General features: G+C 57.4%; 12 protein-coding genes. 1 reads left to right on the forward strand and 11 read right to left on the reverse strand.

From position 1 onward, the window contains the following. Window positions 1-130: 130 nt before the first annotated feature. Window positions 131-1,225: a glycosyltransferase gene (locus tag E6W33_RS00005; RefSeq protein ID WP_136413120.1), complete on the reverse strand. Its 1,095-nt coding sequence runs from the start codon at window positions 1,223-1,225 to the stop codon at window positions 131-133. Between the two features lie 435 nt (window positions 1,226-1,660). Here E6W33_RS00005 and galE point away from each other — a divergent pair, with 435 nt between their 5' ends. Further along, the gene (galE, locus tag E6W33_RS00010; protein WP_136413121.1) at window positions 1,661-2,686 is read left to right on the forward strand and encodes a UDP-glucose 4-epimerase GalE; all 1,026 of its coding nucleotides are present in this window, start codon (window positions 1,661-1,663) and stop codon (window positions 2,684-2,686) included. Window positions 2,687-2,703: 17 nt separating this feature from the next. On the opposite strand, the gene E6W33_RS00015 is transcribed toward galE, so the two are convergent. From E6W33_RS00015 to rfbB, 10 genes are all read right to left on the reverse strand, one after another. Continuing rightward, on the reverse strand, window positions 2,704-3,852 hold the full coding sequence (locus E6W33_RS00015; RefSeq protein ID WP_282183671.1) for a glycosyltransferase family 4 protein: 1,149 nt from the start codon (window positions 3,850-3,852) through the stop codon (window positions 2,704-2,706). 1 nt (window position 3,853) lies between these two features. Then, window positions 3,854-4,996: a glycosyltransferase family 1 protein gene (locus tag E6W33_RS00020; RefSeq protein WP_136413122.1), complete on the reverse strand. Its 1,143-nt coding sequence runs from the start codon at window positions 4,994-4,996 to the stop codon at window positions 3,854-3,856. Beyond that, window positions 4,993-5,913 (reverse strand): GDP-mannose 4,6-dehydratase, encoded by a 921-nt coding sequence (locus E6W33_RS00025; RefSeq protein ID WP_247869470.1) that lies wholly within the window; start codon window positions 5,911-5,913, stop codon window positions 4,993-4,995. The genes E6W33_RS00020 and E6W33_RS00025 overlap by 4 nt, the downstream gene beginning before the upstream one ends. After that, window positions 5,897-6,940, reverse strand: coding sequence for a GDP-mannose 4,6-dehydratase (gene gmd, locus E6W33_RS00030; RefSeq protein ID WP_136413123.1), 1,044 nt, complete (start codon window positions 6,938-6,940; stop codon window positions 5,897-5,899). The genes E6W33_RS00025 and gmd overlap by 17 nt, the downstream gene beginning before the upstream one ends. Window positions 6,941-7,055: 115 nt before the next feature. Then, the gene (locus tag E6W33_RS00035) at window positions 7,056-7,841 is read right to left on the reverse strand and encodes an ABC transporter permease (protein WP_168798472.1); all 786 of its coding nucleotides are present in this window, start codon (window positions 7,839-7,841) and stop codon (window positions 7,056-7,058) included. 11 nt (window positions 7,842-7,852) lie between these two features. Next, window positions 7,853-9,262: a mannose-1-phosphate guanylyltransferase/mannose-6-phosphate isomerase gene (locus E6W33_RS00040; RefSeq protein WP_136413125.1), complete on the reverse strand. Its 1,410-nt coding sequence runs from the start codon at window positions 9,260-9,262 to the stop codon at window positions 7,853-7,855. A 79-nt stretch (window positions 9,263-9,341) separates the two neighbouring features. Beyond that, a complete protein-coding gene (gene rfbD, locus E6W33_RS00045; protein WP_136413126.1) occupies window positions 9,342-10,223 on the reverse strand; it encodes a dTDP-4-dehydrorhamnose reductase in 882 nt (293 codons plus the stop codon). Next, window positions 10,220-10,774, reverse strand: coding sequence for a dTDP-4-dehydrorhamnose 3,5-epimerase (gene rfbC / locus E6W33_RS00050; RefSeq protein WP_211097217.1), 555 nt, complete (start codon window positions 10,772-10,774; stop codon window positions 10,220-10,222). The genes rfbD and rfbC overlap by 4 nt, the downstream gene beginning before the upstream one ends. Then, window positions 10,771-11,658 carry a glucose-1-phosphate thymidylyltransferase RfbA gene (gene rfbA, locus E6W33_RS00055; RefSeq protein ID WP_136413128.1) on the reverse strand — a complete coding sequence of 296 codons (888 nt, stop codon included), beginning with the start codon at window positions 11,656-11,658 and terminating at the stop codon, window positions 10,771-10,773. Before rfbA ends, rfbC begins: the two co-directional genes overlap by 4 nt. After that, a complete protein-coding gene (gene rfbB, locus E6W33_RS00060; RefSeq protein ID WP_136413129.1) occupies window positions 11,655-12,728 on the reverse strand; it encodes a dTDP-glucose 4,6-dehydratase in 1,074 nt (357 codons plus the stop codon). Before rfbB ends, rfbA begins: the two co-directional genes overlap by 4 nt. Between the last annotated feature and the right edge of the window lie 31 nt (window positions 12,729-12,759).

A 12,759-nucleotide genomic window follows, 5' to 3' on the forward strand; every position in this document is an offset into this window, starting at 1 on the left:
TGGCCGATCTGGCGGGCGATGCCGATGTCCAGTGTCTTGCCCACGATGCCGCGGATATCGTATGCCTTGAAAATGCTCGGTGAAAGTACGGACATAAAACAAAACCTCAAAATCAACTAAAAGCAAAACGTTATTTCTTCTTCCGCAGGATCATCCACTGCGGCGCATTGAATCGTACGATTTGCGCATACAGCCATGTATAGCCGACTACAAATAGTGCACAAAATCCGACGAGCACCCACTTGCTGTGCCAGAACAAAGTGGCCGGGATGATGGCAGTCAGGGACAAGAGCCAGAGATAAGGAGAAGTCAATGCATTGCGCCGCGTTTTTGCGCGCGCTCCTTGTGTGCCCAGCGTCCAGCGTACCAGACGTTTGAAGACAAGCATATGCAGATGAACGCCATCCGGTATGCCGGGCGAAATGCCGCGCACAAATTTCTTTCGGTATATCGAAAAGATGACTTCGAATGCCGGATAAATCATCAGCAGGGCTGCATACCATGCCGACACTTGCGGATTGCGAGCAATCAACAAGACTGCCAGCTCCGCCAGCATGAAGCCGAGGAAGTAAGCCCCGCCGTCGCCGAGGAAAATGAGGCCGAACGGATAGTTCCAGATCATGAATCCTGCTGTCGCCCCGGCAAGTACCAGTGCCGCCGTCGTGACATGCGCATCGCCGACCTGCATCGAAACATAGGCAAGCGACAATGCGATGAATATCGAGATCGCACCGGCCAGTCCGTTGAAGCCGTCGATGATATTGATGCCGTTGGCAATGCCGGCGACGCAAAGCACCGTAAAAAGCAGCGATACCGGCGCAAATTTCAGGCAGGAGTCAATGAAGGAAACGTCGATCCTGACGATCGCCGCATGCAAGAGAAAATAGCCGACCACCGCCGAGAGCAGCGTAAAAATCAAACGGTACAGAACGCCGACGTTCTTGGTCCAGTCTTCCAGTATGCCGGAACCGAATGCGAGTGTCGAAGACAACAGCAGCAGAAATATCCAGGCGCCGATGTGAGGAGCACGCCAGTAAGCAAGCCCGGCACCCGCCGCCACGGCAATGAAAATTGCCAGTCCGCCGATGCGGGGAACCGGATGGGAGTGGAATTTTTGCGCGCCATTCAGTTCGTAGTCCAGGGTTTTTTCGTTAACGACTGACAGCTTGATGATGAAGAAACCCACCATCAATGCGACGAAAAAGCTGACTATGATTGAATGCATGTATGCTGTGTTTGAACCGGAAGAAAAGCGGTTTTCCCGCTCCACGTTTTCAATGTCGATCTTGCACCGGAAAAATTAATCTTGTTGCCGGGAGCCATGCAGGCAAAGCCGGTCTGCTGGAGACTTGAAAAACGCATTCATACCGTCAGGCGGCATACGGAAGATGCCGGTTCGGCCCGATGCGTTAGCCTGCATTGGCCGGTATTGCAAGACCCGAAATCTCTGGTTCGCGTCGATTGTGCAGCCTCGGGCTACGAATGTCGAAACCGCCTGATTCTTATTTAATTTAAATATTGCCAACTCTCTATAATATAGGAGAAACCATCAGGCCATAAGCTCGCACGATCAGGTTTTCAGGAAAATCGTGCTGGCGACGGCACCGGCGCTCGGAATGCCTCCTGGCAGCAAGCTTTTCAACGAAATCGCGGTCAATTCATGCATACGGACAAAACGGTTCTGGTCACCGGCGCCGCGGGCTATATCGGCTCGCACACCTGCGTCGAATTGCTTTCTGCAGGCTATGCGGTTGTCGCGGTCGACAACCTCTGCAACAGCTCGCGGGTATCGCTGTCGCGTGTCGAGAAAATCACCGCTAAACCGATTCATTTTTATCAAGTCGACGTCCGCGACAGGATCGCGCTGGACGCTCTCCTCGTCAAACATCAAATTGATGCGGCCATCCACTTCGCAGGACTCAAGGCCGTCGGCGAGTCCGTCAAAGAACCGCTCGCGTACTTCGACAACAATGTCTCCGGCACGGTCACGCTGTTGCAGGCGCTGTCGCAGGCAGGGGTCAAGCGCTTTCTGTTCAGTTCCTCTGCAACCGTCTACGGTGCGCCGCAATCCGTTCCCATCACCGAAGCGGCGCCCTTGTCGCCGACCAACCCATACGGTCGATCGAAGCTGATGGTCGAACAAATATTGCATGACCTGGTCCAATCGGACCCGTCCTGGGCCATGGGAGTGCTGCGCTACTTCAACCCGGTCGGTGCGCATCCCAGTGGCTTGATCGGCGAAGACCCGCGCGGCGTGCCGAACAACCTGATGCCTTATGTCGCGCAGGTGGCGGTGGGACGCATGCCGCGGCTGATGGTGTTTGGCGACGACTATCCCACACCGGACGGAACCGGGGTCCGTGACTACATCCATGTCGTCGATCTCGCGCAAGGGCATGTGGCAGCACTCGCATGCCTCTTCGACGCTGCCGACAGCTTTACGCTGAACCTGGGTACCGGTCGCGGCTACAGCGTGCTCGATGTGGTCCGTGCATTCGAATCAGCAAGCGGTATCACGATTCCCTATGAAATCACGCAGCGACGCCCCGGCGATGTTGCAACATGCTATTCCGATCCGTCACACGCGGAAGCCCTGCTCGACTGGAAAGCGCGCAAAGGCCTGGAAGAAATGTGCGCGGATCACTGGCGCTGGCAGAACACGAATCCTCGTGGATATCAGGACTGACACCCAGCTGACGCTGGCTACGCTGCACGCATCAACTGCCGCTGATCGAGAACCCGCTCATACAATTCGACATAGGCCTTGGCCATTTTCTGCGCCGTAAACAGGCTGACAAAACGTTCTCGCGCCCGTTGCCCCATTTGCTCCGCCAGTGCCGGGTCATGTTCCAGGCGCTGCATCGCCTCTCGCAGCGCCACCGGATCGCTCGGCGGCACGACAATCCCTGTCAGCCCGTCGACATTCACATAGCTGCTGCCCGTACCGATTTCGGATGAGATGAGCGGCTTGCCATACATGGCGCCTTCGAGCAGGGTCACACCGAACGCCTCGGAGCGCAGATGCGAAGGAAAGACAACCGCCTTGCACAACTTCAGCAGCGCCACCTTGTCCTCGTCCGGTACCGCGCCGACGAAGCGCACGTTCGTCAGGCCCAGGCGCGTGGCCTGCTGTCGCAGACTCGCTTCGACCGGACCGGCGCCGACAATCACGACCCGGCTGTTGTTATTGGCACAGGCATCGAGCAGAATATGCAAGCCCTTGTAATAACGCAGCACACCGACAAACAGGAAAAATCCTTCGCCTTCCTGCTCGCGCCAGTAACGCAATCGCTCGGGCGTCGGCTCCGGATAACAAGTTTCATCCAGGCCGATCGGAATGACGGTCGCCTTGTCCCGATATTCCTGCAGTATCTCGCTGCTCTGGAGGTAGTTGGGCGAGGTCGGCACAATCATGTCCACGTTGGCGAAGAAGCGTCGCATCAGCGGCCGGTAGGCCGGCATCAGCATGCGCTGGCGAACGATATCGGAGTGGTAAGTCAGGATCGCAGGCTTGGCATGGCCGGCAAGCAGGTTCAGCACATCCCCGAATGGCCAGGGATAGTGATAGTGAACCAGGTCGGCGCGCGCCACCGAATCGCGGAACAGATGCAGGGCATTGAAGGAGATCGGCGTTGACGCGATTTCCAGATGTGTCTGCGCCCGCAACACCTCCACGGTGCCCTCGCGCAGCACGGGACTCGCATTTCCCTGCCAGCTCAGTGTAAATATCCGGTTCGAGACGCCCATCGGCGCAGTGGCCGCCGTCAATTGACGAATGACCGCCTCCACGCCGCCCATCGAGTCCGGGTAGTAAGTCTTGAAAACGTGAAGAACCTTGATTGTCCCCGACATGTCACACGCTTCCGATCACTGAGCGATACACGGCCACCGTCTCTTCCATTGTGCGATTCCAGGTCAGTTGCGCGGCGCGTTCGCGACCGGCGGCAATGCACTTCCTCCGCAAGATATCATCGGTCGCCAGTTTCAGCATCGCGTCCCTTATCTCGCCAGTGGACAACGGATCCACTTCCAGCGCGGCACCCTCGGAAACTTCCGGCAAGGAGGTCGTGCTGGAAGTCACGACCGGCACTCCCGATGCAAAGGCCTCGACAACAGGAATACCGAAGCCTTCATAGAGCGAAGGAAAGACAAAAACGCCCGCTTCCGCATACACGTGCCGCAGGCGTTCTTCCTGCGTCAAGTCGTTGATCCATACAATATTGGCGCCATCCTGGACCGCAGCCCGGAGTTTGCTCAACAAAACCTCGCATCCCCAGCCAGCCCGCCCGACGATGACCAGTTGCCGATCACGCTGCATATCCATCGGCAAGCTCAGGTACGCATCGACGATTCGTTCAACATTTTTTCGCGGTTGCAGCGTGCCGACAAAAAGAAAATATCCCGGACGCAAGCCATACATCTTGCATGTTTCGTCAATCGCGGACTGCTCCGGACGTTCCTGCCAAGCCGGATCCACGCCGCAATGCACGACCGTGATCCGACGTTCATCAATGCCGTACGACTCCACCAGTTCCTTGACGGCGAAACGCGAGAGCGCAATCACATGGTCCGCCTTGTGCGCTGCATTCTTCTGCACCCAGTTCTTGATGCCTCTCAGGTTCTTTCTGGTCCATTCGGGATGCGTCAGCGGGATCGCGTCGTGCAAGGTCGCAATCACCGGGCAATGCATCCTGATGATTCGATAGTCGGTCGCATGATACACATCGACCGGCAGATCGCTTCTCACCGAACCCGGCGTCAAAAAATCCCGTATCGACAGTGCGCTGTACGAGTGCGACATCGCCCGGCCCAGGCGAAACTTGCCCTTTGATCCTTTGCCGGGCAGCGTGGAAAACGAATACCCCGTCACTTCGCAACCGAAAGCGGGCAAGCCCCGCAGCAAGGCATTGGAATAGACGCCAATCCCGTCCAGACAACCCTTCGTCAATATCGGCTCAACCGTCGTCGTGCTCAAGCCCACGCGGATCGAGCTCATTTCGCGCTGACCATCCACCGCAGCGTCTCTTCCAGCGGAATATAGTTAAGTTCACCGATCAGCCTGCGCAACTTCTCGGTCGAACCCACCAGCGTCTTGACCTCCGAATGTCTCACAAAAGCCGGGTTCACCCGTACGTCGATTTCATAGCCGGCGATCTCGCGCATGAGCCCAAGGATGTCGCGTATGGCGTATGGACGACCGCTGCAGATATTCACCACCTGCCCCGCGCAATCATGCTCGAGCAATCCGCGATAGGCGCGTGCCACCATACGGACATCCGAGAAATCGCGCTCCACATCCAGGTTCCCGAGTTCGATCACTGCGGCGCGGCGCGTGAAGTGCGAAACGATCTTCGGGATCAGGAAATGCGGCGCCTGTCCGACGCCGGTGTAATTGAACGGACGCGTGATGACGATCGGCAGGCGATCGCACCAGGTCCGGACCATGTACTCCATGGCAAGCTTGCTGGTCGCGTAGTGATTGACCGGCTCGGGCGGCTGTTCCTCGGAGATGACACCCGCCTTGGCATTGCCGTAGATGTTGGCGCTGCTTGCCACCAGTACGCGCTGCGGTGAAAGCCCGGCATCGGCAATCGCCTGTATCAGATTGAGCGTGCCGATCACGTTCACATGATAAAACGCCTCCACATCCGCATGCTGTACGAAGCTGATTGCGGCCAGGTGAATCACGTAATCAGGCCGCACTGTTTCCATCACACGGCGGCAATTGTCCAATGAGGTAATGTCAAGGATCACCTCATTCGGCCCCGAGGGGGCGCCGACCACGGCCCCGATCACGGTATACCCGGCCGCCTCCAGCTCCGCCCGGACATATTTGCCGGTAAAACCGTTGACGCCAGTCAGCAATACACGACGCTGTTCAGTCACAAATGTCTTTTCAGAAAGAGAAGCCACGCTCGTTTCTGCGCAAATCGGCCTGTACCATCATCTGGCAAAGCTGTTCCAGCGTGGTTGCGGGTGCCCAGCCGAGCTTGGCCTTTGCCTTGGCAGGGTCACCGATCAAGAGGTCGACTTCCGACGGCCGGTAGAACCGGGGATTCACCCGCACCAGCGTTTTGCCGGTGGCAGCATCCAGGGCGACTTCCTGCTCGCCCTTGCCGCGCCATTCGAGCTGGTAATCCGCCGCCTTGAAGGCCATGGTCACAAAGTCGCGCACGGTTTCGGTACGGTTGGTTGCGAGCACGTAAGTATCCGGCTCGGCAGCCTGCAGCATGCGCCACATGCCTTCCACGTATTCCTTCGCATAGCCCCAGTCGCGTTTGGCATCCATGTTGCCGAGCTCCAGCATGCTTGCCTTGCCGAGGCGGATCTTGGCAACGGTGTCAGTGATCTTGCGGGTGACGAACTCGCGACCGCGCAAGGGGGATTCATGATTGAACAGAATACCGCTGCAGCCGAAGATGTTGTACGACTCGCGATAATTGATGGTGATCCAGTGCGCGTAGAGCTTGGCCACGCCATAGGGGCTGCGCGGGTAGAACGGCGTGCTCTCGATTTGCGGAATGGCCTGCACCTTGCCGAACATTTCGGAGGTCGATGCCTGGTAGAAGCGCACTGCCGGATTGACGATGCGAATCGCTTCCAGCAGGTTGAGCGGCCCGATCCCGGTAATTTCCGCCGTGGTCACCGGCTGATCGAAAGAGACGCCGACAAAGCTCTGGGCCGCCAGGTTGTACACCTCGGTCGCGCCGGTCGATTGCAGCAGACGGATGCTGGCGCTCAAATCGGTCAGGTCATATTCAACCAGCTGCAGATTCGGATGCTTGTCGATGCCAAGCTCTTCGATGCGCCAGAAATTCACGGAACTGGTGCGGCGGTAGGTGCCGACCACTTGATAGCCCTTGCTCAGCAGAAGCTCGGCGAGATAGGCGCCATCCTGGCCGGTGATGCCGGTAATAATCGCTGTAGATGGTTTATTCATTTTTAATAGGAGTTCTTGAAGGAATTATAGAGACATAGCTACCGTGCTGCGCGTAACCAGCCGATGTTGTAGCGCTTGACCGTATCAACGATGTTGACGCAGCGCATGATGCGCTTCAAAGTTCATCGACGATTTCACCTACCCGCTTGCGAAACAGGTGCATGCCCACTATGCAGAACAGGACTGCCAGCGCTGCCGGGACCAGCAGACTCTCCCATTGTGGCCATCGTCCATGCACCAGTATGTCCTGGTATGCCGCGATCAAGGGCACCATCGGATTCCAGTTGACGTAAGGCTTGACCGCGGACGGCAGGATAGAGGCCGGGTACACCACCGGGGTGAACCAGAACCAGAACTGCAGCAGCACTGCGAACGCCTGTCCGACATCGCGAAAGAACACATTCAGCACACCGACCGAAATACCGAGGCCGATCGAAAAGATGACCTGGATCGCCAGCACAGGAAACATCGCAATAAAACTTGGCCCGGGGAACGTGCCGGAAAAAATCAGGAACAGCACGAACAGCCCGAAAATGATCGCGAAATTCACCCCAGCATTGAGGACCACGATGACCGGCAGGCAGATACGCGGAAAGCTGATTTTCTTGATCAGGTTGGCGTTCTCGATAAAAACGTTCTGCGCACGCCCGACGATTTCAGCAAACAGTCCCCAAGTTAGAACGCCGGCGCACAGATAGATGCTGTAGGCGAACCCGTTGTCCACGCCCGGCAGCTTGGCCTTCATCACCTGCGAAAAAATCACGGTATAGACCACGATCATCGCCAGCGGATTCAATATGGTCCATGCTGCGCCCAACAGCGAATTGCGATAGCGCGTCTGGAATTCGCGCTTGACGCTGCCCGAAATGAAGCCGCGATAGCTCCATACCGAACGCAACATGCCTACTGCCATTATTGAACCCTGCCGTATACGTCATCAAAGCGGACGATGTCATCCTCGCCCAGGTAAGACCCGCATTGTACCTCTATCAATGCCAATTCCGTATCACCGACATTAGTCAAACGGTGCTTGCTCCCGGCCGGGATATAGGTCGACTGGTTTGCCTCGAGCTTGATGGTTTGTTCGCCATTGATGACCTGCGCGGTACCGGAGACCACGACCCAATGCTCACTGCGATGATGATGCATTTGGAGCGACAGCGATGCGCCGGGTTTGACGGCGATGCGTTTGATCTTGAAGCCCGGCGCTTCCTGCAGCACAGTGTAGGTTCCCCATGGGCGGGCAACGGTGCGATGCACCTTGTGCGCATCGTGGCCGCTGGCCCTGAGGCGGTTGACAACTTCCTTCACTTCCTGGCTCTTCGACTTGTCCGCCACCAGCAGCGCATCCGGCGTATCGATCACCAGCAGGTTGTCCAGGCCGATGATCGCGACCAGCCGGTCCCTGGTCTCGATATGCGTATTGCGGCTGTCAATGACAATGGTCTGGCAATTGTTGTTGGTATTGCCGTCTTGATCGGCCGGAATGGCGTCCGCCACCGCATTCCATGCGCCGATATCGCTCCAGTCGAAGTCACCGGGAATGACGGCAATGTTCTTGGCTTTTTCCATGACTGCGTAGTCAATAGAGATGTTTTCGAGTGCAGAGAACGTGCTCGGCAATTCCATCTTGTCGCCATCGGCCTTGGTGCTTGCCCATACCGCGCGTGCCGCATCCAGCAGGACCGGGTTGTAGGTTGCGAAGGCATCCAGGATCGCGCTGGCCTTGAAGCAGAACATGCCGCTGTTCCAGACGTAATTGCCTTGTGCAAGATAACGCCCCGCCGTGACGGCGTCGGGCTTTTCCACGAAGCGCTGCACCACCTGCGCATGCTGGCTCACTTGGTCGCCCATCTCGATGTAGCCAAAGCCGGTTTCGGGTGCCTTGGGCTTGATGCCGAACAGCACCAGGAAGCCGTCTTTCGCGAGCGCTTCCGCGTGGCGCACCGATGTATAGAACGAGGGCGTGTCCTTGATCAGGTGATCGGCAGGCATGACCAGCATGCAGGCATCGCTTTTCTGCTCCACCGCCCACAGCGCGGCTAACGCGATCGCCGGCGCGGTATTGCGCCCGACCGGTTCCAGCAGGTAGCTCGGCTTGACCGCCTGGTCGGCCAACTCGTCATGGGAGAGAAAATAGTAGTCGCGATTGGTGACGATCAACGGCGCCGTATTATTGGATACGGCCAGCGCGCGTTCATGGGTTTGCGTCAGCAGGCTCTTGCCGCCGCCGATACGCATGAACGGTTTCGGATGGGCCTCCCGCGATACCGGCCACAACCGGGTTCCGGCGCCACCTGAGAGAATAATGGGGATCAACATGATGCTATCTCACTGTTTATGTTGTTAGGGCGCCCTGCGTCGGGCGGAGACATGCTGTCTCAATTCCGGACTGTCGTTCCTACTCCATGCACAAACGCAGCGCACCGCGCCAGTCGGGCAGGCCGCAGAATGTGTTCACAAACCGCTCGCATGACAGCACCGAATTGGCGGGCCGTCTGGCGGGTAGCGGATAATCCTGTGTTGCAATTGGCGTGACTACCGGCTTTCTGTTTACTGACCAATGCGCAACAATAGTCTGAGCAAAACCATGCCATGTGGTTTGACCTTGCGCAGCAAGATGGTAAAGACCGGATTTCTCCCGCCACAGATCCTGATCCAGGCCAACAAGCTTTTTACCCGCACCGAGAAACGCCACAACATGCGCGGTTGCATCGGAAATGGTACGGCACCAGGTGGGCGCGCCGTGCTGATCGACAACAATGCGCAACTCGTCGCGCTCTTCGGCCAGGCGCCGCACCGTCAGCAGGAAGTTCTTGCCGCGCAGGCCATAGACCCAGCTGGTGCGAAAGATCAAGTGCGGAATGCCGCTCGCCTGAATCGCCTGCTCGCCGGCCAGCTTGCTTCGACCGTAGACATTGATCGGGCAGGTCGGGTCTTCCTCGGAATAGGCGCCACTCTTTCTGCCGTCAAACACATAATCCGTAGAAAAGTGAATCATCGCCGCACCGAGCTTGCTGGCTTCTTCGGCCATCACTGCCGGGGCCTCGCCATTGATGCGCAATGCCAGTTCCGCCTCGCTCTCGGCCTTGTCCACCGCCGTATACGCTGCAGGATTGACGATAAGATGCGGTCGCACGTTGCGAATGGACTCGCGCACACTGTCAAGATCCGCCAGATCCATCTGTGCGCGATCCAGCGTAACGATCTCGCCCAGGCCTTGCAGGCTGCGTTCAAGCTCATAGCCGACCTGACCGGTTCTTCCTGTCAGAAGAATTCTCACGCGAACACCTCCGCCTCGGCGAGACGCTTGCCATTGCGGTCTTTCTCGGAGAGCACCGGCTCGATGCCGGGCGGCCAGTCGATACCGATTGCCGGATCATTCCATGCGATGCAGCGTTCGTATCCGGGAGCCCAATAATCCGTGGTCTTGTAGAGAAATTCCGCCGAATCGCTGGTCACGATGAAGCCATGCGCAAATCCGGGGGGAACCCACATCTGCCGCTTGTTGTCCGCCGAAAGTGTCGCACCTACCCACTTGCCGAAGGTCGGCGAACTCTTGCGGATGTCGACCGCAACATCAAAGACTTCGCCCGCGACCACACGCACGAGTTTTCCTTGCGGCTGCTGAATCTGGTAATGCAGCCCACGCAAGACATTCCTGGCTGAGCGGGAATGGTTATCCTGCACGAAGCGAATATCCTTCGCCCCGGTGAGCGCCATGAATTCGCGCTCGTTGAAGCTTTCGAAAAAAAACCCGCGCGCATCACCGAACACATTGGGTTCGAGGATGGCAACGTCGCGGATGGATGTCGTAATGAGCTTCATCGTCAGAATACTTTGTCTTTGAGTATCTGCAGCAGATACTGGCCGTAGGCGTTTTTCTGCAGCGGCTGCGCTAGCTTTTCAAGCTGCTCGGCGCTGATATAACGTTTGCGGTAAGCGATTTCCTCCGGACATGCGACTTTCAAGCCCTGGCGTTTTTCAATCGTGGCGATGAATTGACCCGCATCCATCAGCGATTCATGCGTGCCCGTATCGAGCCACGCCATGCCGCGCCCCATGACTTCGACATTCAGGCTGCCGCGCTCGAGGTACGCCCGGTTAACGTCGGTAATTTCGAGCTCGCCGCGAGCGGAAGGGCGAATATCCGCGGCAATGTCACACACCTGCTGGTCGTAGAAATAGAGCCCGGTCACTGCATAGTTCGACTTCGGCGCCTTCGGTTTCTCGACAATGCTGATCGCGCGACGGTTGCCGTCGAACTCGACCACACCATACCGTTCTGGATCCTGCACGTGGTAGGCAAATACCGTTGCCCCGTCTACGCAGGCTGCAGCCTTGCGCAGTTGCGCATCGAAATCGTGGCCGTAATAGATGTTGTCGCCAAGGATCAGCGCGGACAAGGCATTGCCGACAAATTCGCGCCCGATGATGAAGGCCTGTGCCAGCCCCTCCGGTGCGGGCTGAACCGCGTAGTGGATATTGATCCCCCATTGGCTGCCATCGCCGAGCAACTCGCTGAAGCGCGGCGTGTCCTGCGGCGTGGAGATCAACAGGATATCGCGTATGCCCGCCAGCATCAGCGTGGTAAGCGGATAGTAGATCATCGGCTTGTCGTAAACTGGCAGCAACTGCTTGGAAACCGACGTCGTCACCGGGTACAGCCGAGTGCCAGAGCCGCCTGCCAGAATGATGCCCTTGCGCTGGCTCGTCATTCCCCCGCCCCCTCACGCTGCGCGTAGTTCTTCTCGACCCATTTCAGATACTCGCCAGACTGCACGTCGCACACCCAGTCTTGGTGGTCGAGATACCATTGCACGGTTTTTTGAATCCCGGTCTCGAAGGTTTCGGCAGGCTTCCATCCGAGCTCGCGCTCGATCTTGCCGGCATCGATTGCATAGCGGCGGTCGTGCCCCGGCCTGTCCGTCACAAAAGTGATTTGATCACGATAGCTGCCGGCCTTCCTGGGCGCAAGCTTGTCGAGGATGTCGCACAGCGTGTGCACGACTTCAAGATTGGTTTTTTCGTTCCATCCCCCGATGTTATAGGTTTCACCCGGCCTGCCGTCCTGGAGTACACGGCGAATGGCGGCGCAGTGGTCGCCCACATACAGCCAGTCCCTCACGTTCTTTCCATCGCCATAAATCGGTAAAGCCTTGCCAGCAAGGGCATTAGTGATGACGAGCGGGATCAGCTTTTCCGGGAAATGATACGGACCGTAATTATTGGAACAATTGGTGGTCAGCGTCGGCAGACCATAGGTATGGTGGTAGGCGCGTACAAGGTGGTCCGAGGCTGCCTTGGAAGCCGAATACGGACTGTTGGGCGCATAGGCCGTCTGCTCGGTGAAGGGCGCATCGGCCGGGCCGAGTGACCCGTATACCTCATCGGTGGAGACATGCAGAAAGCGAAACCCGGCACGTTCCGGTTCGCTCAATTCCGCGTAATAGGCACGTGCCGCTTCAAGCAGGCTGAATGTGCCGTTGACATTGGTCTTGATGAATTCGCCCGGGCCATGGATGGAGCGATCAACATGGCTTTCAGCTGCAAAATGCAGGATGGCGCGCGGCCTGTGCTTGTTGAGCAGACTGGTCACCAGCGCCGTATCGCCAATATCGCCTTTAACGAAAATATGGCGCGTATCTTGCCTTAGTGACAACAGGTTATTCAGATTACCCGCATAGGTCAGCTTATCCAGGTTCACAACTGACTCGTCACCGTTTGCCAGCCAGTCGAGAACAAAGTTCGAGCCAATAAAGCCCGCCCCACCTGTCACGAAAATCATTTATCCCTGTGCTCAGTAAAAACAGTAAACC

It is taken from the genome of Herbaspirillum sp. ST 5-3 (assembly GCF_004804275.1).
Classification (GTDB): Bacteria; Pseudomonadota; Gammaproteobacteria; order Burkholderiales; family Burkholderiaceae_D; genus Noviherbaspirillum.

Bases quoted from the DNA above. Each gene is read 5' to 3' on its own strand.
- E6W33_RS00005 (WP_136413120.1), bottom strand. From the start codon at position 1,225: ATGCATTCAATCATAGTCAGCTTTTTCGTCGCATTGATGGTGGGTTTC.
- galE (WP_136413121.1), top strand. From the start codon at position 1,661: ATGCATACGGACAAAACGGTTCTGGTCACCGGCGCCGCGGGCTATATC.
- E6W33_RS00015 (WP_282183671.1), bottom strand. From the start codon at position 3,852: ATGTCGGGGACAATCAAGGTTCTTCACGTTTTCAAGACTTACTACCCG.
- E6W33_RS00020 (WP_136413122.1), bottom strand. From the start codon at position 4,996: ATGAGCTCGATCCGCGTGGGCTTGAGCACGACGACGGTTGAGCCGATA.
- gmd (WP_136413123.1), bottom strand. From the start codon at position 6,940: ATGAATAAACCATCTACAGCGATTATTACCGGCATCACCGGCCAGGAT.
- E6W33_RS00035 (WP_168798472.1), bottom strand. From the start codon at position 7,841: ATGTTGCGTTCGGTATGGAGCTATCGCGGCTTCATTTCGGGCAGCGTC.
- E6W33_RS00040 (WP_136413125.1), bottom strand. From the start codon at position 9,262: ATGTTGATCCCCATTATTCTCTCAGGTGGCGCCGGAACCCGGTTGTGG.
- rfbA (WP_136413128.1), bottom strand. From the start codon at position 11,658: ATGACGAGCCAGCGCAAGGGCATCATTCTGGCAGGCGGCTCTGGCACT.
- rfbB (WP_136413129.1), bottom strand. From the start codon at position 12,728: ATGATTTTCGTGACAGGTGGGGCGGGCTTTATTGGCTCGAACTTTGTT.